This window comes from Pseudarthrobacter sp. 902506025, from assembly GCF_040702325.1.
Classification (GTDB): Bacteria; Actinomycetota; Actinomycetes; order Actinomycetales; family Micrococcaceae; genus Arthrobacter.
Map to the genome: position 1 here is coordinate 59,026 of NZ_JBFBKW010000009.1, position 22,059 is coordinate 81,084.

The 22,059-nt window shown below is 66.4% G+C and carries 16 protein-coding genes, 2 tRNA genes and 1 pseudogene; 13 read left to right on the top strand and 6 right to left on the bottom strand.

Features of this window, described 5'->3' with window-relative positions; all coding sequences use genetic code 11:
• The first annotated feature begins 4 nt into the window (after nt 1–4).
• Nucleotides 5–1,003, top strand: a pseudogene (locus tag AB0280_RS15860) (NAD-dependent epimerase/dehydratase family protein).
• On the opposite strand, the gene AB0280_RS15865 reads toward AB0280_RS15860, so the two are convergent.
• Entirely contained in the window at nt 1,000–1,473 is a 474-nt protein-coding gene (locus AB0280_RS15865; RefSeq protein ID WP_224026314.1) for an OsmC family protein, read from the bottom strand. The pseudogene AB0280_RS15860 and the gene AB0280_RS15865 overlap by 4 nt on opposite strands.
• The gene (gene pepN / locus AB0280_RS15870) at nt 1,470–4,031 is read right to left on the bottom strand and encodes an aminopeptidase N (RefSeq protein WP_366367760.1); all 2,562 of its coding nucleotides are present in this window, start codon (nt 4,029–4,031) and stop codon (nt 1,470–1,472) included. Before pepN ends, AB0280_RS15865 begins: the two co-directional genes overlap by 4 nt.
• A 172-nt stretch (nt 4,032–4,203) precedes the next feature.
• Here pepN and AB0280_RS15875 point away from each other — a divergent pair, with 172 nt between their 5' ends.
• The 3 genes from AB0280_RS15875 to AB0280_RS15885 all read left to right on the top strand — a co-directional run bounded on the left by AB0280_RS15875 (nt 4,204) and on the right by AB0280_RS15885 (nt 6,761).
• Nucleotides 4,204–5,238, top strand: coding sequence for a hypothetical protein (locus AB0280_RS15875; protein WP_275180257.1), 1,035 nt, complete (start codon nt 4,204–4,206; stop codon nt 5,236–5,238).
• Between the two features lie 69 nt (nt 5,239–5,307).
• On the top strand, nt 5,308–5,802 hold the full coding sequence (locus AB0280_RS15880) for a ribose-5-phosphate isomerase (protein WP_159631792.1): 495 nt from the start codon (nt 5,308–5,310) through the stop codon (nt 5,800–5,802).
• The gene (locus AB0280_RS15885) at nt 5,802–6,761 is read left to right on the top strand and encodes an Fpg/Nei family DNA glycosylase (RefSeq protein WP_275180256.1); all 960 of its coding nucleotides are present in this window, start codon (nt 5,802–5,804) and stop codon (nt 6,759–6,761) included. The genes AB0280_RS15880 and AB0280_RS15885 overlap by 1 nt, the downstream gene beginning before the upstream one ends.
• A gap of 49 nt (nt 6,762–6,810) precedes the next feature.
• Here AB0280_RS15885 and AB0280_RS15890 read toward each other — a convergent pair.
• Nucleotides 6,811–6,884 (bottom strand) — tRNA-Gly (locus tag AB0280_RS15890).
• A gap of 132 nt (nt 6,885–7,016) precedes the next feature.
• Here AB0280_RS15890 and AB0280_RS15895 point away from each other — a divergent pair.
• From AB0280_RS15895 to AB0280_RS15920, 6 genes are all read left to right on the top strand, one after another.
• Nucleotides 7,017–7,091 (top strand) — tRNA-Pro (locus AB0280_RS15895).
• 82 nt (nt 7,092–7,173) lie between these two features.
• Nucleotides 7,174–8,568: a trigger factor gene (gene tig / locus AB0280_RS15900; RefSeq protein WP_275180255.1), complete on the top strand. Its 1,395-nt coding sequence runs from the start codon at nt 7,174–7,176 to the stop codon at nt 8,566–8,568.
• Between the two features lie 233 nt (nt 8,569–8,801).
• On the top strand, nt 8,802–9,425 hold the full coding sequence (locus AB0280_RS15905; RefSeq protein ID WP_018761581.1) for an ATP-dependent Clp protease proteolytic subunit: 624 nt from the start codon (nt 8,802–8,804) through the stop codon (nt 9,423–9,425).
• A 38-nt stretch (nt 9,426–9,463) separates the two neighbouring features.
• A complete protein-coding gene (locus AB0280_RS15910; RefSeq protein ID WP_138606612.1) occupies nt 9,464–10,123 on the top strand; it encodes an ATP-dependent Clp protease proteolytic subunit in 660 nt (219 codons plus the stop codon).
• A 175-nt stretch (nt 10,124–10,298) separates the two neighbouring features.
• The gene (gene clpX / locus AB0280_RS15915; protein ID WP_366367763.1) at nt 10,299–11,579 is read left to right on the top strand and encodes an ATP-dependent Clp protease ATP-binding subunit ClpX; all 1,281 of its coding nucleotides are present in this window, start codon (nt 10,299–10,301) and stop codon (nt 11,577–11,579) included.
• Nucleotides 11,580–11,592: 13 nt separating this feature from the next.
• The gene (locus AB0280_RS15920) at nt 11,593–12,207 is read left to right on the top strand and encodes a DsbA family protein (RefSeq protein WP_159631796.1); all 615 of its coding nucleotides are present in this window, start codon (nt 11,593–11,595) and stop codon (nt 12,205–12,207) included.
• 349 nt (nt 12,208–12,556) lie between these two features.
• Here the strand turns inward: AB0280_RS15920 and valS are convergent, their stop codons facing one another.
• A complete protein-coding gene (gene valS, locus AB0280_RS15925) occupies nt 12,557–15,178 on the bottom strand; it encodes a valine--tRNA ligase (protein WP_366367764.1) in 2,622 nt (873 codons plus the stop codon).
• Nucleotides 15,179–15,259: 81 nt separating this feature from the next.
• Here valS and AB0280_RS15930 point away from each other — a divergent pair, with 81 nt between their 5' ends.
• The gene (locus AB0280_RS15930) at nt 15,260–15,448 is read left to right on the top strand and encodes a hypothetical protein (RefSeq protein WP_275180253.1); all 189 of its coding nucleotides are present in this window, start codon (nt 15,260–15,262) and stop codon (nt 15,446–15,448) included.
• 18 nt (nt 15,449–15,466) lie between these two features.
• Complete coding sequence (locus AB0280_RS15935) at nt 15,467–16,225, top strand: SDR family oxidoreductase (RefSeq protein ID WP_224026307.1); 759 nt, start codon at nt 15,467–15,469, stop codon at nt 16,223–16,225.
• Nucleotides 16,226–16,231: 6 nt separating this feature from the next.
• On the opposite strand, the gene AB0280_RS15940 is transcribed toward AB0280_RS15935, so the two are convergent.
• Together AB0280_RS15940 and AB0280_RS15945 are read right to left on the bottom strand one after the other, a co-directional pair.
• Nucleotides 16,232–17,209, bottom strand: coding sequence for an IS481 family transposase (locus AB0280_RS15940; protein ID WP_366367765.1), 978 nt, complete (start codon nt 17,207–17,209; stop codon nt 16,232–16,234).
• Between the two features lie 93 nt (nt 17,210–17,302).
• Nucleotides 17,303–18,310 carry an endonuclease/exonuclease/phosphatase family protein gene (locus tag AB0280_RS15945; RefSeq protein WP_366367767.1) on the bottom strand — a complete coding sequence of 336 codons (1,008 nt, stop codon included), beginning with the start codon at nt 18,308–18,310 and terminating at the stop codon, nt 17,303–17,305.
• A 431-nt stretch (nt 18,311–18,741) separates the two neighbouring features.
• On the opposite strand from AB0280_RS15945, the gene ileS reads away from it, so the two are divergent.
• Nucleotides 18,742–22,059, top strand: a complete 3,318-nt coding sequence (ileS, locus tag AB0280_RS15950; protein ID WP_366367769.1) for an isoleucine--tRNA ligase — start codon at nt 18,742–18,744, stop codon at nt 22,057–22,059.

Genomic DNA, 22,059 nt, shown 5'->3' on the forward strand with positions numbered 1-22,059 from the left:
AGCAATGCGCATCCTCATCCTCGGCGGAACAGCCTTCCTCTCCCGGGAAATCGCCAGGCAGGCGGTGGCCGCGGGGCACCACGTCGCGTGCCTGGCCCGGGGAGTGTCCGGTGAGCCGCCGCCCGGCGCCGAGTGGGCCAGGGCGGACCGATCGGCGGGCCCGGCAGCGTAGTCCGGCGCAGCCGGCACGTGGGACGCCGTGATCGAGGTTGCCCGGGACCCTGCACCTGCCCGGGACGCCCTTGCCGCCCTCGCTCCGAAGGCCGGCCACTGGACCTTCGTTTCCAGCTGCTCAGCCTATGCGGACCATTCCGTCCCCGGAGCGGCAGAGGACGCCGCGCTCCTGCCGGCGCTTGCCCCCGGAACTCCTTCCACCCCCGGGAACTACGGCGAGTCCAAAGTGGCCATCGAGCAGGCCACCCTGGACGCCACACGCGGCAGGGCCCACATCTGCCGCGCCGGCCTGGTCAGCGGCCCTGGCGACCCCACCGACCGCTACGGCTACTGGCCGGCCCGCTTTGACCGCAAACAGGGGCCGGTGCTGGTCCCGGACATCGGGCACCAGCCCACCCAGGTCATCGACGTCCGGGACCTGGCGGCGTGGATCCTGCGTGCAGCCGAACAGGGAACCACCGGCCCGCTGAACGCCAACGGAGACCAAGTGGCCTTCGCAGAGCTCACCAGCGCCTGCGGCGAACTCTCCACCGCCGGCACGCCCGCCACCGTCACCGCCGGTGAAGAATGGCTGGTGGCGCAGGGCGTTAACTACTGGTCAGGGCCCGATTCCCTTCCGCTCTGGCTCCCGCCCCATCACGAGGGCTTCATGGCCCGCAGCAACCAGGCAGCCAAGGCTGCGGGAATGGTGCTGCGGCCCTGGCAGGAAACCCTGGCCGACACCCTGGGAGATGAACGCGTCCGCGGGCTGGACCGGTCCCGGAAGGCCGGCCTGCAACCCGCCACGGAGCATCGGCTCGCCAAACTGCTCCAGGGCAGGGAAGCCTAGGCGGCCACCGTCACCGGTTGGTGCTCCACCGGGAAGTTCACGCTCCGGGCAATGAAACAGACCTGGTTGGCCTCATGGTGCAGCGAGGCGGCCAGTTCCGCCTGCGCGGCGTCGGCCACCGTCACGTGCGGGTGCAGGGTGACCCGCTCGAACTGGCCGCTGCCGTCCCGGTTGAGCCGCATCAGTCCGGTGGCCTCATCCCGGTAATCCGTGACCAGCACGCCGTGCTTCACCGCTACGTGCAGGTAGGACAGCATGTGGCACTGGGCCAGCGCAGCCAGGAGAAGCTGCTCCGGGTTGTACCGTTCCCGGTCTCCATGGAAGGTGGGATCTGCCGAGCCCTTGAGGACCGGCAGGCCCGGAACCAGCACGTCATGGTCCCGGGAGTAGCTCCGGTAGGACGACGTGCCGCCGCCCCGGTTGCCTGTCCACTGGACGGTCAGCGAGTACCGGTGTTCGTTGAGGCTCACGCCGGGCTGCCCTCCTGCAGGACATCGGCGGCTCGGGCACGCAGGGCGCGGGCCACGCCGTCGCGGTTCTCCAGCATCATCCGCCGCAGCGCAGCGCTTTCCGCCGGCAGCGACGCCAGGAAGGCGTCCGTCCGGTCGATGGTGGCCTGCGTGGTCAGCAGCGCCGGGTAGAGGCCGACGACGATCTGCTGGGCGAGTGCGTGCGTGCGGGTTGCCACGATGCCCGGCACAGCCGCGAAGTACAGCTCCGAGAACGGCTCCAGCAGCGAACGGTCCAGCACCCGCATGAAGCCGGTCACCGCCGATCCCTGCAGCGCGTTGGACAGTTCTCCCTTGACCACAATGGATTCCCAGGCCGCGGCCTTCGCCTCCGGGGTGGGGATGGCAGCCTTGGCCAGGGCGGCCGCGTTCTGGCCGCTGGAGGTGTTGTCCCGCTCCAGTTCGGCGTCGATGCCGTCCTGCCCCATCCGGCCGCCGGAAACCAGCGAGGCCACCAGTTCCCAACGGAGGTCCTGGTCAACGCTCAGGCCTTCCAGGACCACGGACCCATCCAGGAGGCCGGACACCCGGTCCAGCTGGGACGCGCTGCGGGCCAGCAGCGCGAAGGACTTGATGAACTGCAGCTGGCCGTCGGAGCCGCCGGGAACAGTCGAAGCCAGATCCCACAACCGGTCCACGGCCGTAACGGTGGTGGCTTCGCGGTGTTCCTCGGCCACGTAGAAGTTCAGGGTGGTGGCCAGCTGCCGCAGCTGGACCAGGATCACGGAAGAATCCGTCTCCGCAGCGACGTTGGCCAGGATCAATTCCACGTACTTCCGTGCCGGACTCTCACCGTCACGGGCAGCATCCCACGCGGAGTTCCAGACGAGGGTCCGCGGCAGGCTTGCAGCGAAGTCCTTCAGGTGCGCGGTGGCGGTGGCCAGGGACGCCGGGTCCAGCCGCACCTTGGCATAGGCAAGGTCGTCGTCGTTGATGAGGATCAGGTCCGGCCTGGCCAGGCCAGCCAGCGCCGGCACCTCCGTGTGTTCGCCGTCGACGTCGAGTTCCTCGCGGTGCACCCGGGTGAGCTTGCCGGCGTCGTCCAGGTTGTAGAACCCCACGGCAAGGCGGTGCGGGCGGATGGTGGGCCACTCCGGAACCGCGGACTGCAGGATGGCAAAGGACCGCAGCTTTCCGTCGGAATCCACCTCCACTTCGGGAGCCAGCGTGTTCACTCCCGCGGTCTCCAGCCACTGCCGGCCCCAGCGGTCCAGGTCGCGGCCGCTGGCCTTCTCCAGCTCCACCAGCAGGTCCTGCAGCTCCGTGTTGTGCCAGGAGTGCTTGGCGAAGTACTCACGGACACCCGCCATGAACTGTTCCGGCCCAACCCAGGCCACCAGCTGCCGCAGCACCGAGGCGCCCTTGGCGTAGGTAATGCCGTCGAAGTTGACCTCAACATCCTGCAGGTCGTTGATCTCCGCGAAGATCGGGTGCGTGGTGGGCAGCTGGTCCTGCCGGTACGCCCAGGACTTTTCCACGGAGGCGAAGGTGGTCCAGGCGCTGGTGAAGGACGTGGCCTCCACCGCCGCCAGGTGGGACATGTACTCGGCGAAGGACTCGTTGAGCCACAGGTCGTTCCACCACCGCATGGTCACCAGGTCCCCGAACCACATGTGCGCCAGTTCGTGCAGCACAGTGATGGCGCGCCGCTCGATCTGGGCGCCAGTGACCTTGCTGCGGAACACGTAGCCTTCCAGGATGGTCACCGCCCCGGCGTTCTCCATGGCCCCGGCGTTGAACTCGGGAACGAACAGTTGGTCGTACTTCTCAAACGGGTAGGGGCAGCCGAACTGTGCTTCGAAGAATCCGAAGCCCTGCCGCGTGAGCTCGAAGATGTTGTCCGCATCGAGGTACTGCATCAGGGATTTGCGCGCGAAGACGCCCAGCGGGATGACCCGCCCGTCAGAGCTGGTGACCTCGCTGCGGACAGACTCGTACGGGCCCGCGATCAGGGCGGTGACGTAGGAGGACAGCCGGGGCGTTGGTGCGAAGGTCCACACGGACCGGGCGCCGTCGCCGGCCTCCACGGGAGCAGGTGTGGGGGAGTTGGAAATGACATCCCAGTGGGACGGCGCAGTGACGGTGAAGGCGAACGTTGCCTTCAGGTCCGGCTGCTCGAAGACGGTGAACATCCTGCGGGAATCGGGAACCTCGAACTGGGTGTACAGGTAGACCTCGTTGTCCACCGGGTCCACGAACCGGTGCAGCCCTTCGCCGGTGTTCATGTAGGGCATGTCCGCCACGACCGTCAGCTCGTTGTGCTCCGCCAGGTCCGGCAGCTGGATCCGCACGCCGTCGGCCACGGTGGCCGGATCAAGGGACCGGCCGTTGAGGGTCACGCTGTGCACGGTGCGGGTGACGGCATCGATGAAGCTCGCCGACCCCGGCGCCGCCGTGAATTTCACGGTGGTGGTGCTGCCGAAGACCTCTCCGCCCCGGGTCAGGTCCAGGCTGACATCGTAGGACTCGACGGTGATCAGTTCGGCGCGCTCACGGGCTTCGGCGCGCGTCAGGTTCATGCCTGGCAAAAGAGGGCCTCCAGAGAAGTTTCGGCTGCCGGCCGGTGGTCCCGGTTCCGGCACTGTCATGCATTCTTTCATCCCTGGGGTCCTTGGCAAGTTGCGCAGCTCACAGCCGCCTCCGCCCGGGCGGGGCGCTTGGCCGGGCAGCCACAGGGGTAGCGTTAAATGCATGGGAAAGCTGCTGGATTCGGTGGACACCAAGGCACTGCGCTTCGCCGTCGGGTTCCCCGTCGTCCTGGCCGCCGCCTTTGCCTACTGCGCGTCGCTGCTGCGCCCGGACCTTCCGGAGCCGGTCGCCATCCGCTGGACGGACGGCGGCGGGGCCAACTTCGCGCCCTTCGGCGCCTACGTGGGGGTTGGCGCCGCCGGAATTGTCCTTGCCGGCTGGCTGGTCCTGCTCCAGGCCGTGCCCCTTGGACGGCCGGTCATGATGCGGCGGATCATGATGGGTGCCGGACTCTTCCTCAGCCTGTTCATCACCTCCGCCCTTGCCGCGGGCCTGATCGGCCAGACCGGGCTGGCCGACGCCCGGCAGTCGCATGTGGACATGACGGTGCTGGCCCTTGGCAGCGGCGCCGCGGTATCGCTCGGGGTGACCATGGCCATGGTCTACAAAGCTGACCGGCAATGGTCGCCGGATGACGACAGGGCGCTCCAGGTCGCCATCGCCAAGGAACTTGACCCCGACCTTGCCCGGGACAGCATCAGGCTCTGGGTCCACGCCCGCAGTTCCGTCTTCGTCATGATCGCCATCGCCTCCCTGTTCCCGGCGGCCCTCATCGCCGTCGTGGTGCCCTGGCTGGGGATCCTGCTCGTGGTCCTGGCCCTGGTGGGGACAGCGTTCCTGTTCGCCCGCATCAAGGCGGACCGGCGCGGACTCAAGGTCCTGCTGGCCGGGGTGGTGCCGGTCATGGACGTGCCTGCCGGGGCCATTTCCGACGCCAGTGCCGCTGAGGTGAGGGCCGCAGACTACGGCGGGTGGGGCTACCGGCACCACCACGGAACCGCAGCCATGCTGGTCAGCAGCGGCCCCGCCGTCGTCGTCAGCAAGACCGACGGCCAGCGCCTTGCCGTCAGCGGCGGCAGCCAGGCGTCGGCCGCGCGGCTTGCCGAAGTCCTGACGCGGGTGGCCGCCAGGGCCCGCCGCGGGGGCGGAACGCCGCCACCTGTGGAAGGCCAGAGCCCCGACCCCGGGCTGCCCTAGTATCCTTATCCGTGTCGTTCCGGCCCCACCCGGTGGCCGCCAGCTCCCACAACCGAACGGACTTAGCACGTGACCACTACCCCTGCCTACCCGCGGGTCCATATCGCCACCGACCATGCAGGCATGGAGCTCAGCGCCCACCTGGTGTCCCACCTGACCGGGAAGGGATACGAGGTGGTTGACCATGGCCCCAAGGTCTACGACGCCCAGGACGACTACCCCTCGTTCTGCATCAACGCGGCACTCGCCGTGGTGGCTGACCGGGAGGCCGGCGTCCATGCCCTGGGCATCGTGCTGGGCGGCTCCGGCAACGGCGAACAGATTGCCGCCAACAAGGTGAGGGGCATCCGCGCCGCCCTCGCCTGGAACCTTTCCACGGCCACCCTGGCCCGCGAGCACAATGACGCCAACGTGGTGGCCCTGGGCGGCCGCCAGCACACGGTGGAGGAAGCCACCGAGCTGGTCGAGGCATTCCTGGCCGAGCCCTTCAGCAACGATGAACGCCACATCCGCAGGATCGAAAAGATCGCTGTTTTTGAGGCCACCGGCGAGGTCATCGAGTAGTGCCCGAGGGCCATTCCGTCCGCAGGCTCGCCCGCCAGTTCGGCGACGTATTCCTCGGCGAGGCACTGGCTGTGTCCAGCCCCCAGGGCAGGTTCAGCGGGGGAGCGGCGCTGCTGGACGGCCACACCATGGTCGCTGCCGAGGCTCATGGCAAGCACTTGTTCCTGCACTTCGACAACTCGCTGGTGCTGCACGTCCACCTTGGCCTGTACGGGGCCTGGAGCTTCGGTGGTGACAGCACCTTCGCCGGCGCGTCAAGCATCGGTGCGCCGCGGCGGGTAGGGGAGCAGGAGGCGTTCTCCGACGGGGACGACGATGGCGGCGCGCCCTACGCAGGTCCGCCGGCGCCCGTCGGGGCCGTCCGGGTCCGGCTCGCCGGCAGCCACGGCTGGGCGGACCTTCGCGGGGCCACCACCTGCGAGACCATCACCGCAGCAGAGGCCGACGCCGTCCTGGCGCGGCTGGGGCCGGATCCGTTGCGGAACCTTCGCGGGGACGCCGGGCGGTTCGCCGCCAATGTCCGGACCCGGAAGACCCCGCTGGCGGCCCTGCTCATGGACCAGAAGGTGATTGCCGGCGTCGGGAACGTCTACCGTGCCGAAGTGCTGTTCCGCCGCCGCCTCGATCCGTTGCTGCCCGGCACCGCGCTGCCGGACAACGACGCCCGCAGGCTGTGGCGCGACATCGTCGCCGTCATGAACGACGGCGTGGCCGATGGGCGGATCATCACCACCCCGCCCAAATACTGGGCGCTCGATGGCACCACGGCCGCCAAGGCGGCCGCGGCAGGGGAACCGGTGCCGCCCAGGAGCGCACATTTCCCGCACCGCGACGACGTCCACTTTGTCTATAAAAGGCACGGGCTGCCCTGCAGGGTGTGCCGCACCATCGTGCTCATGGCCGACCTTGCCGGCCGGAACCTCTACTGGTGCCCTTACTGCCAGCAGCCGCAGGCGTAAAAGAACAGACGCAAAAAGGCCCCTCGGTCGAGGGGCCTTTTTGTTGTCCTGGAGGGGACGACGGGAATCGAACCCGCGTAATCAGTTTGGAAGACTGAGGCTTTACCATTAAGCTACGTCCCCGAAGGAAGATCCGATTTTCAGCGGAAACTCCGGGCTGGCTGTTCAAGCCGGATACAACTAAACCTAATCCATGGCCTACGTGTCAAATGTGCAATCGCGACGCGTATCACCGTAGACTTGCCTGTGCACTTACGGGGTGTAGCTCAGCTTGGCTAGAGCGCCTGCTTTGGGAGCAGGAAGTCGCAGGTTCAAATCCTGTCACCCCGACTCTGCGGCCAGGACCAGCAGGCCTGGACACACATTGCGTTTGCAGAAAACCCCCATCCCACAACCCAGGAGTACTTAGACCGTGAAGAGCGCTGTCGAGAACCTCACCCCCACGCGGGTCAAGCTCAATGTTGAGGTCCCCTTTGAGGAACTGAAGCCCAGCATCGACTCGGCCTACAAGACTGTTGCCTCGCAGATCCAGGTCCCCGGGTTCCGCAAGGGCAAGGTTCCCGCCAAGCTCATCGACCAGCGCGTTGGCCGTGGCTACGTCCTGGAGACCGCCATCAACGACGGCCTCAACGGCTGGTACCAGGCTGCCGTGCAGGAATCCGGCATCCGCCCCCTGAGCCGCCCCGAGGTGGAAATCACCGAGGTTCCCGACCCCTCCGCCACCGACGGTGGCCTGAAGTTCGCCGCCGAGGTTGACGTCCGCCCCGAGATCGAACTCCCGGACTACGCCGGCATCGAGGTCCAGGTTGCGGCTGCGGAATCCTCCGACGAAGACGTGGACAAGGCCCTGGACGAACTGCGCGGACGCTTCGGCACCCTTAAGTCCGTTGACCGTCCCGCTGCCGACGGTGACTTCCTCACCATCGACATCACCGCCACCATCGACGGCGAAGAGGTTGACTCCGCTGCCGGCCTGTCCTACCAGGTTGGCGCCGGCACCATGCTCGAGGGCATGGACGAAGCCGTGACCGGCCTCAGCGCCGACGAGGACGCCATCTTCGACACCACCCTGGTGGGCGGCGACCACGCCGGCGAGGCCGCCCAGGTCAAGGTCGTCGTCAAGGCCGTCAAGGAACGCGAACTGCCCGAAGCGAACGACGACTTCGCCCAGCTGGCCTCCGAGTTCGACACCCTCGCCGAACTCCGCGAAGACCTGGCCAAGCAGGCCGCAGAGTCCAAGATCGTGGAGCAGGGTGTTGAAGCCCGCGACAAGGTCCTGGACAAGCTGGTGGAACTCGTCGAGGTTCCGGTTCCGGACTCCGTCGTCGAAGAGCAGCTCGAAGCCCACTTCCAGGAGGGCAACGGCCACGGTGACGGCGAGCACGACACCGAAGAGCACCGCGAAGAGGTCCGCGCCAACACGGCCCGCGCCTTCCAGAACGAGATCATCCTCGACGCCATCGCGGAGAAGGAAGAAGTCAATGTCAGCCAGAACGAGCTGATCGACTACATCGTCACCACCGCCAGCCAGTACGGCATGGACCCCAACCAGTTCGCCCAGATCATCGATCAGAGCGGCCAGGTCCCCATGATGGTTTCCGAGGTCCGCCGCCGCAAGGCACTGGCCGTCGTGCTGGGCCAGGCCACGGTGACCGACACCGAGGGCAAGACTGTTGACCTGAGCGACTTCGTCCGCCCCGCCGGCGAAGAGGCACCTGCCGCAGAAGCTGCCGACGCCGACGCAACCGAAGCTGCCGAGGCAGAGGTTGTCGAAGCCGAGGACACCACGGCAGACGCCAAGGCATAGTCCTTTTTGAACCGCAGCAACGGCCCCCGGATCCTTTCGATCCGGGGGCCGTTCGCGTTGGACCGGAAGCGGCCCGCTGCTGATTCGCTGATCGTGCGCCGTCAGCGAACAGCCGTCGGTGCGCGAACAAAACACCCGTGAAACCGGTTAGTGTCCAAGTAGTGATTTTCAGTGATGTCACCGTCACCAGTGAGAGGTAAGTAAACATGTCACAGCACTCAGAGGCCCCCCGGATGGCGACCGTCGATCCTGCAGCCCAGGACAACTACATTTACAACCGCCTTCTCAAGGAGCGGATCATCTGGCTGGGCTCGGAGGTGCGTGACGACAACGCCAACGCGATCTGCTCGCAGCTGCTCCTGCTCTCGGCCGAGAACCCGGAAAAGGACATCTACCTCTACATCAACTCGCCCGGCGGCTCCGTCACGGCAGGCATGGCCATCTACGACACCATGCAGTTCATCCCCAACGACGTCGTGACCGTCGCCACCGGCCTTGCCGCGTCCATGGGACAGTTCCTGCTGTCCTCCGGCACCAAGGGCAAGCGGTACGCCACGCCCAACGCCCGCGTGCTGATGCACCAGCCGTCCGGCGGAATCGGCGGCACCGCTTCCGATATCAAGATCCAGGCCGAACTCATCCTGCACATGAAGAAGGTCATGGCGGAACTCACCGCCGAGCAGACCGGCCAGACCGTTGAAACCATCCTCAAGGACAACGACCGCGACAAGTGGTTCACAGCCACCGAAGCACTCGAATACGGTTTCTTCGACAAGATCGCCGCGCACGCCGGCTCCGTCTCAGGCGGCGGCGGAACGTCCAACGGTTCCTCCGGCGAGTCAGCCTCCCAGAACTAACCGGCATCCAGAACCCCTTTCGATCAGGAGCAAACACAATGAACTACAACTTCGGGTGGTCAGCCGGCAATCTTCCGTCCAGCCGCTACGTCCTGCCGCAGTTCGAGGAACGCACCCCCTACGGCTTCAAGCGCCAGGACCCGTACACCAAGCTCTTCGAGGACCGCATCATCTTCCTCGGCGTGCAGGTGGACGACGCTTCCGCTGATGACATCATGGCCCAGCTGCTGGTCCTGGAGTCCACGGATCCGGACCGCGACATTACGCTCTACATCAACTCGCCCGGCGGCTCCTTCACCGCCATGACGGCGATCTACGACACCATGCAGTACATCCGCCCCGAGATCCAGACTGTCTGCCTGGGCCAGGCCGCCAGTGCGGCTGCCGTCCTGCTGGCGGCGGGTACACCCGGCAAGCGGCTGGCACTGCCCAACGCCCGCGTCCTGATCCACCAGCCGGCACTGTCCGGCGGCCAGGGCGGCCAGGCCTCCGACCTGGAGATCCAGGCCGCTGAAGTCATGCGTATGCGCTCCTGGCTGGAGGACACCCTGGCCCAGCACTCCGGCCGCACGTCGGAGCAGGTTAACAACGACATCGAGCGCGACAAGATCCTCACCGCCGACGAGGCCCAGGCATACGGCCTCATCGACCAGGTTCTTGATTCACGCAAGATCAAGCCCCAGGCGATCACGAGGTAGCAGTACCGAAAGCCGGTGCGGTCCAGTTCATTTGGCCGCACCGGCCTTTTCATTCCACCCTTGGGGCCGAATGTGACCTAGAGTGGATGTTGTCACAAACCGTGCCGTGCCGGCCGGGAAAGATTTCAGCAATGGTGCAGGGCTGCCTGGCAGCAGGATACTAAGGGGTTCATATATGGCTCGGATTGGCGAGAGCACGGATCTGCTGAAGTGCTCTTTCTGCGGAAAGAGCCAGAAGCAGGTGCGCAAGCTCATTGCCGGCCCCGGTGTCTACATCTGCGATGAATGCATCGAGTTGTGCAACGAGATCATCGAGGAGGAGCTCGCGGAGGTCGCTGATCTCGGCAGCTTCGAACTGCCCAAGCCGCGTGAAATCTTCGACTTCCTGCAGGAATACGTCATCGGCCAGGAGCCCGCCAAGCGGTCCCTCGCCGTCGCGGTCTACAACCACTACAAGCGCATCCAGGCGGGCCATGCGCCGAAGTCCGGAAACCTGGGGGACGGCGGCCATCACGACGACGTCGAGATCGCCAAGTCGAATATCCTCCTCATCGGACCCACCGGCTGCGGCAAGACCTACCTGGCCCAGACCCTCGCCCGGCGGCTGAACGTGCCGTTCGCCGTGGCGGACGCCACCGCCCTGACCGAGGCCGGATACGTGGGTGAGGACGTGGAGAACATCCTCCTCAAGCTCATCCAGGCCGCTGACTATGACGTCAAGAAGGCCGAACAGGGCATCATCTACATCGACGAGATCGACAAGATCTCCCGCAAGAGCGAGAACCCCTCCATTACCCGCGACGTGTCCGGCGAGGGCGTGCAGCAGGCCCTCCTGAAGATCCTCGAAGGGACCGTGGCCTCGGTACCGCCGCAGGGCGGACGGAAGCACCCGCACCAGGAATTCATCCAGATCGACACCACCAACGTGCTGTTCATCGTCGCCGGTGCCTTCGCCGGCCTGGAAGAGATCATCGGCTCCCGCTCCGGCCGCAAGGGCATCGGTTTCGGCGCCCCGCTCAACGAGGCAAGCAAGAAGGTGGACTCCTACGGTGAGGTCATGCCGGAGGACCTGCTGAAGTTCGGCCTGATCCCTGAATTCATTGGCCGGCTCCCCGTGATCACCACCGTCTCCAACCTGGACCGGGACGCCCTGATCCAAATCCTTTCCACCCCCAAGAACGCCCTGGTGAAGCAGTACCAGAAGATGTTCCAGATCGACGGCGTCGAGCTGGTGTTCGACGACACCGCCCTGGAAGCCATTGCCGACCAGGCATTGGAGCGGGGCACCGGTGCCCGTGGCCTCCGCGCCATCCTGGAGGAGGTCCTGCTTCCCGTGATGTTCGATCTTCCCAGCCGCGAGGACGTGGCCAGCGTGGTGATCACCGAGGACGTGGTCCTGCGGGACGCCGAGCCCACCATGATTCCGCACGTGGCCAAGCGCCGTAAGTCTGCCTGACCGAGAGGACTCCGTGACTTCACCTTCCAAGAACAAAGCCGACTTCTGGTTCGACCCCCTCTGCCCGTTCGCCTGGGTCACCTCCCGCTGGATCGGGGAAGTGGAAGCCGTCCGGGACATCGAGACGGAATGGCACGTCATGAGCCTGGCTGTCCTGAATGAGGGACGTGACCTGGAGCCCGGCTACCGGGAATCCATGGACAACGCGTGGGGCATGGTCCGCGTGATCATCGCCGCCCGGGAAGAGCATGGGCCGCAGGTCATCAAACCCCTGTACGACGCCATGGGAACGCTGATCCACAACCAGGGCGAAAAAGACCGGGCCGTGGTCATCACCAAAGCCCTTGCCGAATGCGGCCTCCCCGCCTCCCTGGCCGACGCCGCCGCCACGGACGCCTACGACCAGCAGCTCCGGGCCAGCCATGAGGAAGGCATTTCGCTGGTGGGACAGGATGTTGGAACCCCGGTGGTGGCCTTCAATGGAACAGCCTTCTTCGGGCCGGTCCTGACCCGCATTCCCCGTGGTGAGGAAGCCGGCAGGATTTGGGATGCCACCACGGTTATCGCCGCGTATCCGCACTTCTTCGAGCTGAAGCGCAGCCGCACCGAAAGCCCGGAATTCGACTGAAACGCCGGACACTGACGCGCTGCAAGGGCCCCGGGAAAACTACCGGTATGTAGTTCTCCCGGGGCCCTTGCACGTGGTCCGGCACAGGAGAACAATGGTTCCTACCACTTCGAAAGAAGTGGACGCAGGAACCAAAGATTCAGTGATATGTAAGTCGACGCAGCCATCGGCAAAGTTGAATGCAAGCTACCAGTGACGGGGTAGTAAGACCTGAAGTTCAGCGGATCCTGCCAGACCATCAGAGCACGTCACCGGATGGCCGAAAAAGTCGAAGCCCCACCAACGGCAAAACGCTGATGGGGCTTCCCCTTTGCCCGGAAACCGGGGCTGGCCCGGATCCGGTCCGGTGTCAGGCCTTGGCGGGCTCGTCGCTTGGAGCCAGGGCGACGTCAGTGACCGTGAGGTCACCGTCACCCACGGCCAGGGTGATCTCCCGGGCGTTGGACGCAGCCTTCAAATCAGCCAGACCGGCCTGCAGCTGTGCGGTCAGCGCCTCCGGGGCAGTGATGGTCGCCGACAGCACTTCGGTGCGCTGCTTGACCTTGGCCTCAGACTTGGCTTTGCGGACACCGCTGAGTGCCACGCCCACGGTCGCAAGCATGGTGGTATCCCCGCCGGGGATCTCCAGGGCGGCAGGCCACTGGGCCCGGTGCACCGACCCGGTACGCCACCAGCTCCATACTTCCTCGGTGGCGAAGGGCAGGAACGGGGCGAAGAGCCGCAGCAGGGTGTCCAGCGTGGTGGCCAGCGCGGCCAGCACGGAAGCCTGCTCCGCTTCGCCTGCGGCCCCGTAGGCCCGGTCCTTGATCAGTTCCACGTAGTCGTCGGTGAACTGCCAGAAGAACGACTCCGTGAGCTGCAGGGCCCGGGCGTAGTCGTAGTTGTCGAATGCCTTGGTGGACTGCGCCACCACCTCGGCCAGCTGGGCCAGGAGTGCACGGTCCAGGGGATTCGTCAGCACGGCAAGATCGCCCGAGAGCACTGAGTTCTCGGTGGCGCCCAGGTTCAGGACGAACTTGGAGGCGTTCAGGAGCTTGATGGCCAGGCGGCGGCCGATCTTCATCTGCGCGATCTCGTAGGCGGTGTCGGCGCCCAGCCGTGCAGAGGCGGCCCAATAACGGACGGCGTCTGAACCGTACTCGTTCAGCACGTCCGTGGGCACCACCACGTTGCCCTTGGACTTGGACATCTTCTTGCGGTCCGGGTCCAGGATCCAGCCGGAGATGGCCGCGTGCTTCCATGGTGCGCAATCCTGCAGTGCGTCGGCGCGGACCACCGAGGAGAACAGCCAGGTGCGGATGATGTCGTGGCCCTGGGGGCGCAGGTCGAACGGGTACACCTTGGCGAACAGGTCCTCGTCCCGGCTCCAGCCACCCACGATCTGCGGGGTCAGGGAGGACGTGGCCCAGGTGTCCAGGACGTCGGCGTCGCCGGTGAAGCCGTTGGGCTGGTCGCGCTGTGCCTCGTCGAAGCCGGGGGCGGCGTCCGCGGCGGGGTCGACCGGGAGCTGCTCGTCGGAGGGCAGGACGGGGTGGTCGTAGTCCGGGTTTCCCTGCGCGTCGAGCGGGTACCAGACGGGAATGGGCACGCCGAAGAACCGCTGGCGGGAGACCAGCCAGTCACCGTTCAGGCCGGCGATCCAGTTTTCATAGCGGGAGCGCATGAAGGACGGGTGGAAGTCGATGTCCTTGCCGCGGCCAATGAGGCGTTCGCGGCGGTCCTCGTCGCGGCCGCCGTTCCGGATGTACCACTGGCGGGACGTCACCACTTCCAGGGGTTTGTCGCCCTTTTCGAAGAAGTTCACCGGGTGCGTGATCTTCTTGGGTTCCCCATCGAGCAGGCCGGCTTCCTTGAGCAGCTCCACCACGGCTTCCTTGGCGGAGAAGGCAGTCTTCCCGGCGATGGCGGCGTACGCCTCCTTGCCGGCCTCGCTGGTGATCCACTCGGGGGTTTCGGCAATGATGCGGCCGTCGCGGCCCATGATGGCGCGGGTGGGCAGCTGCAGTTCGCGCCACCACGTGACGTCGGTCAGGTCACCGAAGGTGCAGACCATGGCGATGCCGGAACCCTTGTCCGCCTTTGCCAGCGGGTGGGCCTTGACCTCGAGCTCAACGTCGAACAGCGGGGACTTCACGGTCTTGCCGAACAGCGGCTGGTACCGCTCGTCGTCGGGGTTTGCCACCAGAGCGGCACATGCTGCAAGGAGCTCCGGGCGGGTGGTCTCGATGAAGATCCTCCCGCCGTCTTCGGTGAAGAAGGGGTAGCGGTAGTAGGCGCCCGGGACCTCACGGTCCTCAAGCTCGGCCTGGGCCACGGCGGTACGGAACGTGACGTCCCACAGCGTGGGAGCCTCGGCCATGTAGGCGTCACCGGCGGCCAGGTTGGCCAGGAAGGCACGCTGGGACACGGCGCGGGACGTGTCATCGATGGTGCGGTAGGTCAGGTCCCAGTCGACGGACAGGCCCAGGGTCTGGAACAGGTTCTCGAAGACCTTCTCGTCCTCAACGGCCAGTTCCTCGCACAGTTCGATGAAGTTCTGCCGGGACACGACGTCGAAATCGCGCTGGTTCTTGGCCGGCTGGGCGGGCGGCCGGTAGTCGGCGTTGTAGGGGATGGCAGGATCGCAGCGGACACCGTAGTAGTTCTGGACGCGGCGTTCGGTGGGCAGGCCGTTGTCATCCCAGCCCATGGGGTAGAAGACGTTCCTGCCGGTCATGCGCATGTACCGGGCCTGGACGTCCGTCTGGGTGAAGGAGAACATGTGCCCCACGTGCAGGGATCCCGACGCGGTGGGCGGGGGAGTGTCGATCGAGTAGACCTGCTCCCGGGTGGTGTCGGGGTTGAACTTGTAGGTTCCCTCGGCCAGCCAGCGCTGGGTGAGCGCGGCTTCGAGGCCTTCGAGGGCCGGCTTGTCCGGAACATTGATGGGGGCGGTGGTGGGCGTGTCTGTACCCTGCGTGTCTTCAGCCATTTGCCAATTCTTTCATGCCCGCTTGCGTCCCACCCAACCCGTGCCGCCCGCACGGACGCGGACACGGGTAGCATGCGGGCCATGGGAGAGTTCCGGGCAACCTTCGGCGTGAAGCGCATCTACGACCCACCGGCGGACGACGACGGCTTCCGCGTGCTGGAACTGGCGCGCGCACACCCCCGGATCACCCTCCTCTACGCTGCCCGGAACACCGGGGCGAACAATGCGCACGTCCTGCTTGATTACCTCCGGGGACAGTCCGCCGGCTGATCCCGCTAGGGTGGTGCCATGACTGAGGACTTGCAGAAAAAGGCAGCATTGGTGACCGGCGCGAGCAGCGGAATCGGAGAGGCAACAGTGCGTGCGCTGCGCGCCGACGGGTGGACGGTCTTTGCCGTGGCACGCCGGGCTGACAGGCTCGCGGCGCTGGAAGGCCGGACAGGCGCCGTCGCGATTCCCGCAGACATTGCAGAGGACGACGACGTGTCCCGGCTCCTCGCCCAGGTCACCGAAGCGGGCGGCATCGACACGCTGATCAACATCGCCGGTGGTGCCCGGGGTGCTGACAAGGTAGGCGATGCCAACACCGCCGACTGGGAATGGATGTATCGCGTCAACGTCCTGGGAACCCTCAAGCTCACCCGCGCGTTCCTTCCGATGCTGCGGGCCACCGGCGCGGGAACCGTCCTGAACCTCACCTCCACAGCGGGGCTGGACGCCTACGAAGGCGGGGGCGGCTACAACGCTGCCAAGTTCGGGCAGCACGCCATGACCAACGCCCTCCGGCTCGAAGAGGCTGAGCACAACGTCCGGGTCATCGAGGTGGCGCCCGGGCTGGTGCAGACCGAGGAGTTCGCCCTCAACCGGCTCGGGGATGCGCAATCCGCAGAAAAGGTCTACCAGGGCGTGGAGAAGCCGCTCACCGCGGAGGATGTGGCAGACGTCGTCCGCTACGCCGTCAGCGCCCCACACCACGTCAACCTCGACCAGATCGTCATCCGGCCGGTGGCCCAGGCGGCTACGCACAAACTCATCCGGAAGGCCTAGGTGTACTCAGCCAGTAGGTTGGTTGCACCTGCTGATGGGTGGCTTGCCTCCAAGGCTCCCGTGGGGCCGGTGGTTGTTGTAGAAGTTTAGCCAGGGCTGCAGGGCGTCTGTCCGGGCCTGGTTTGAGGTGAATGGCTGGCGGTAGGCCCAGCCTTCCTGGAGCGTGCGGTTGAAGCGTTCTGCTTTGGCGTTCTGCCAGGGGTGGCGGGGTTTGATCAGGATGTGTTTAGCGCCCAGGGCAGCGAGTGCGTCCTGGAAGTCGCGGGAGAGCCGGTAGGCGAAGGCGTTGTCGGTCATGACGCGTTTGACGGGCGCGCCGCCGTTCGCTGCCATGGCGGCGGCGGCCCGGGTGAGGAACCCGGCGCAGGTCGGGCCTTTCTCGTCGGGCAGAACCTCGGCGTAGGCGAAGCGGGTGTAGTCGTCCACGGCGACGTGGACGTAGTCAAAGCCCATCCTTTGATGCGACTTGCGGTGGTTTGCCGCGCTCTGGGAAGGGTCGGCCCGCCAACCGCCGCCGTCAGGGATCCGGCCAAGTTTCTTGACATCGATATGGATCATGTCCCCTGGGGCGTCGCGTTCGTAGCGGCGGTCGGTAGCCTGGGAAGCGCGGATCCGTTGCCCGGTCACCGGGTCCAGATCCCACAACCTGGGCATGCCCGCCCTGGCCAAAATCCGGGAGACCGTCCGGGCGCTCGTGCCGCAGCGCAATGCCAGGTCCAGTGGCCCTTCGGGGTACTCCACGCGCTGGATCAGAACATCGGCAACGACTTCCGCCGAGGTGGCGTGGGGGCAGGATCTTGGTCGGGAGCTGCGGTCCTCGAGGCCGTCCCAGCCGTGGGTACGGTACCGGCTGAGCCAGCGGTGCGCGCAAGTCCGCGAGACGCCCATTTCCTTCGCCACGTGAGCGACGGGACGGCCGGCGAGGACGCGCTCGACGAGGATGCGCCTACCATTCCGGGTCAGGCGGGCATTACGGTGGGACATGAGGACCTCTTAGTCGTTGGCTGTGTGTGGTAACCACCAACCTAAGAGGTCCTCACCTATTCACGATGTAACCAACGTCCTGACTCAGTACACCTAGGGCACGGGGATGCGCAGGGTGGCCACCACTGCGGCATGGTCGGTTCCCTCGATCCGGTGGACTGAATAGCCGGAGGCGGTAATGTCGCGGCTGGTCACCAGATGGTCCAGCGTGATCCCGGGCAGGCGGTACCCACGCATCGGCCAGGTGGGCACCAGCCTGCTGCCCAGGGAGGCGGCCACGTCCACCAGCGTCCGGCCGCCTCCCTGGCCCGCCAGCAGCGCCCTGAATTCCCGGTGGTCGTAGGTCGCGTTGAAGTCCCCGGCCAGCAGCAGGGGACCGGACCCGCTGTCCGCCCTGGCCACCGTGGCCAGGTCCCTGCGCCACTGGCCAAGGGCGTCACCCACCGGCGCCAGGGTGTGCACAGCCACCACCCGAAGGGCGGCCCCACTGCCGTCCGCCAGGTCCAGGCTGGCTACCGGCATGGTGAATTGGGTGGCCGGAAGCACTCCGCCGTCCTTCAGGCTTAGCGAGGAATAGATGGCCGTACCGCCGGCGCCGTCCCTGGGATGGGCAACCCGGTGCGGGAGCAGCCCGTCGAGGCCCGCCGCGGTGAGCCGCCGTGACAGCTGGGGCGTGTATTCCTCCACCGCCAGCAAATCCACGTGCTGTTCACGGACCAGGTCCACGATGCCGGCAGCGTCCGCATCCCCCAGCTCCGCGTTGATGCTCATCGCCACGAGGGAAACCGGCCTTCCGGCGGCCTCGGCCGCAGGCCCGCGGACGTCCACCGGGAAGAGCCAGAACGCCTGGCACGCCAGCAGGGACCCCGCCAGGACCCGCTGCCACCGGCTGCGCCCAAGGAAGGCCAGGACCAGCGCTGCCGCGGCAGGCACTGTGAGCCAGGGCGTGAAAGCCACCAGCTCGACCCCCAGGACGGGCCACTCGACGGGGACAGCGCGCACTACGGACACCGCTGCGACGGGCAGCGCAAGGGGAATGAACAGCCACCGGCATGCGGCGGCCGCGCGCCTCCGCCCGGCAGGGCGCCCGGAAGCTGTCATGAGCCGAGTCTAGGGAATGCGCGGTGGTGGCGTCAGCCCCAACGGCCCCTGGATGCTCTGAGTGGCACGGGACGCTGTGAATGGCGGGGATGCTCTGAATGGCAGGGACGCGCTGAATGGCACAGGACGCTGCGGCGATAGTAGACTCTTTATGGCTATGACCCGGCAATCACCGGTGAGCTTCCGGAAGAACGCGCAGTGTGCCCCTGCAGGGTGGCTGTGCCAGTAGAACCGGACGGGTAAGCCCGTCACAGCAGTAATGAGAGGCCGGGGCGGCAGGTGTTCCTCACGGAAGACACGCGGCGCCGGTAAGTGAGGTGGTACCGCGGTGGGCGTGCAGTCTTTCGGGACGGCGCGGCAGCCGTCCTCGCATCCTGAACGGAACCTCCGGCCCCGCCGGGGTTCACCACGCTCAACCCAGGATGTCGAACATGACGTTTTACCCCAAGGCCTCAGCCTCCAGCACCTCGTCCAACGGCAGTGCCGGCGTTTCCGCCTCCGTGAAGTTCCCGGAGATCGAAGAGCGCATCCTGAAGTACTGGGACCAGGACGGCACCTTCCAGGCCAGCATCGACCAGCGCAGCGCCGACGTCCCCGGCGGCGAGCCCGGCAGCAACGAATTCGTGTTCTACGACGGCCCGCCCTTCGCCAACGGCCTGCCGCACTATGGCCACCTCCTCACCGGCTACGCCAAGGACCTGGTGGCCCGCTACCAGACCCAGCGCGGCAAGCGCGTGGAGCGCCGCTTTGGCTGGGACACCCACGGCCTCCCCGCCGAACTTGAAGCCATGAAGCAGCTGGGCATGACGGACAAGACCCAGATCGAAGCCATGGGCATCGACAAGTTCAATGACGCCTGCCGCGCCTCCGTGATGAAGTACGCCGACGAATGGCGCAGCTACGTCACCCGGCAGGCGCGCTGGGTGGACTTCGACAACGACTACAAGACCCTCAACGTCGAGTACATGGAATCGGTCCTCTGGGCGTTCAAGCAGCTGCACGACAAGGGCCTGACCTACAACGGCTACCGCGTCCTCCCGTACTGCTGGAAAGACGAAACGCCGCTGTCCAACCATGAGCTGCGCATGGACGACGACGTCTACAAGAACCGCCAGGACCAGACCGTCACCGTCACGTTCCCCATCCTCGCGGGGGAGTCGGAGGTTTCCAGGGAGCTTGCCGGCGTGCAGGCCCTCGCCTGGACCACCACCCCCTGGACGCTGCCCACCAACGCCGCGCTCGCCGTCGGGCCTTCCATCACCTACGCCGTGCTGCCGGCCGGCCCCAACGGCATCAAGGCGGCCTCCGCAGACGCCCCGGTCACCGGGAGCTTCATGCTCGCAGCGGACCTGCTGGGCAGCTACGCCAAGGACCTTGGCTACGACAGCTTCGAGGACGCGGAAGCCGCAGTGGTCTCCACGCACACCGGCGCCGAGCTGGAGGGACTGGAATACCAGCGCCTCTGGGACGACTTCGCGGACAACGAGAAGTACGGCATGGAGAACGCCTGGCGCTTCGTGGTGGCCGACTACGTCACCACCACGGACGGCACCGGCATTGTGCACCAGGCGCCCGCCTACGGTGAAGACGACCAGAAAGTCTGCGAGGAGGCAGGCATCCCCGTGGTGCTCTCCGTGGATGAGGGTGCAAAGTTCCTGCCACTGTTCAAGCACGGCGACCTCCACGACATCGTGGGGCTGCAGGTCTTCGAGGCCAACAAGCCCATCACCCAGGTGCTCCGTGCCCAGGGCCGCCTGGTCCGCCAGGCCAGCTACGAGCACAGCTACCCGCACTGCTGGCGCTGCCGCAACCCCCTGATCTACCGTGCGGTGTCCTCCTGGTACGTGGAGGTCACCAAGTTCAAGGACCGGATGTCCGAACTGAACCAGGAGATCAACTGGATCCCCGGCAACGTCAAGGACGGCCAGTTCGGCAAGTGGCTGGAAAACGCCCGCGACTGGTCCATCAGCCGCAACCGCTTCTGGGGCAGCCCCATCCCGGTGTGGCAGTCAACGGACCCCGAGTACCCCCGCACCGACGTCTACGGCTCCCTGGCCGAGATCGAGGCGGACTTCGGCCGGCTGCCGCTGAACAAGGCCGGCGAGGTGGACCTGCACCGCCCGTTCATCGACGAGCTGACCCGGCCCAACCCGGACGACCCCCGCACGCCCGAAGAAGGCCAGTCCGTGATGCGCCGCGTGGAGGACGTCCTGGACGTCTGGTTCGACTCCGGCTCCATGCCGTATGGCCAGGTGCATTACCCGTTCGAGAACGAGGCCTGGTTCAACACCCACAACCCGGCTGACTTCATCGTCGAATACATCGGGCAGACCCGCGGCTGGTTCTACATGCTGCACATTCTGTCCACGGCACTGTTCGACCGGCCGGCGTTCCGCAACGTCATCAGCCACGGCATCGTGCTGGGCTCTGACGGCCAGAAGATGTCCAAGAGCCTGCGTAACTACCCGGACGTGTCCGAGGTCCTGGACCGCGACGGCTCCGACGCCATGCGCTGGTTCCTCATGTCCAGCCCCATCCTGCGCGGCGGCAACCTGATCGTCACCGAGCAGGGCATCCGCGACGGCGTCCGCCAGGTGATCCTGCCGCTGTGGAACGTGTACAGCTTCTTCACGCTCTACACCAACGCGGCAAACAGTGGCGGGGGATACGACGCGAAGCTGCGCTACGACGGCTATGCGGACACCCTAGACCAGTACCTGCTGGCCAACACGGGCGACCTGGTTCGGAACATGACCGTGCAGCTGGACACCTACGACATCTCCGGTGCGTGCGACTCCCTGCGCAGCTACCTGGACATGCTCACCAACTGGTACGTCCGCCGCAGCCGGCAGCGCTTCTTCGACGAGGACCAGGACGCCTTCGACGCCCTGTTCACCGCGCTGGAGACCGTCACCCGTGCTGCTGCGTCGCTGCTGCCCCTGGTCTCCGAGGAGATCTGGCGCGGCCTGACCGGCGGCCGCTCCGTGCATCTGGCTGACTGGCCGGACGCTGACCTCTTCCCGGCCAACCCGGCCCTGGTAGAGGCAATGGACCGGGTCCAGCAGATCTGCTCCACCGGGTCCTCGCTCCGCAAGGCAGCCAACCTGCGTGTCCGCCTGCCCTTGCAGGAACTCACCGTTGTGGCACCCGGGGCGGATGCGCTGGAAGGCTTTGCCGCCGTCGTCGCCGATGAACTCAACCTCCGGTCCGTCCGCCTGCTGGACGCGGCCACCGCTTCCCCCGAGGAATTCGGCATCCAGCAGAAGCTGGTGGTGAACGCCCGTGCTGCCGGCCCGCGCCTGGGCAAGAATGTCCAGGTTGCCATCAAGGGTTCGAAGTCCGGCGACTGGTCAGTGGACGACGACGGCGTGGTTACCTCCGGGGGCCTGCAGCTGGAGCCCCAGGAGTACACGCTGGAGACCGTGGTGGCAGAGTCCGAGGGCGGTTCCGCCGCTGTCGCCGTGCTGCCTGGAGGCGGGTTCGTGGTCTTGAACACGGAAGTCACCCCCGAGCTGGAGGCCGAAGGCCTGGCACGCGACCTGGTCCGCGCCATCCAGCAGGCCCGCAAGGACGCCGGGCTCAACGTCAGCGACCGGATCCGGACCACCGTCACGGCCCCGCAGAACGTGGTGGACGCCCTGCTGGCCAACGCTGAACTGGTCAAGGGCGAGACCCTGACGGTGGAGCTGGCCGCTGAGCCGGGCGATGTGCCAGAACCGGCCGTCGCGGTCGAAAAAATGGAGGCCTAG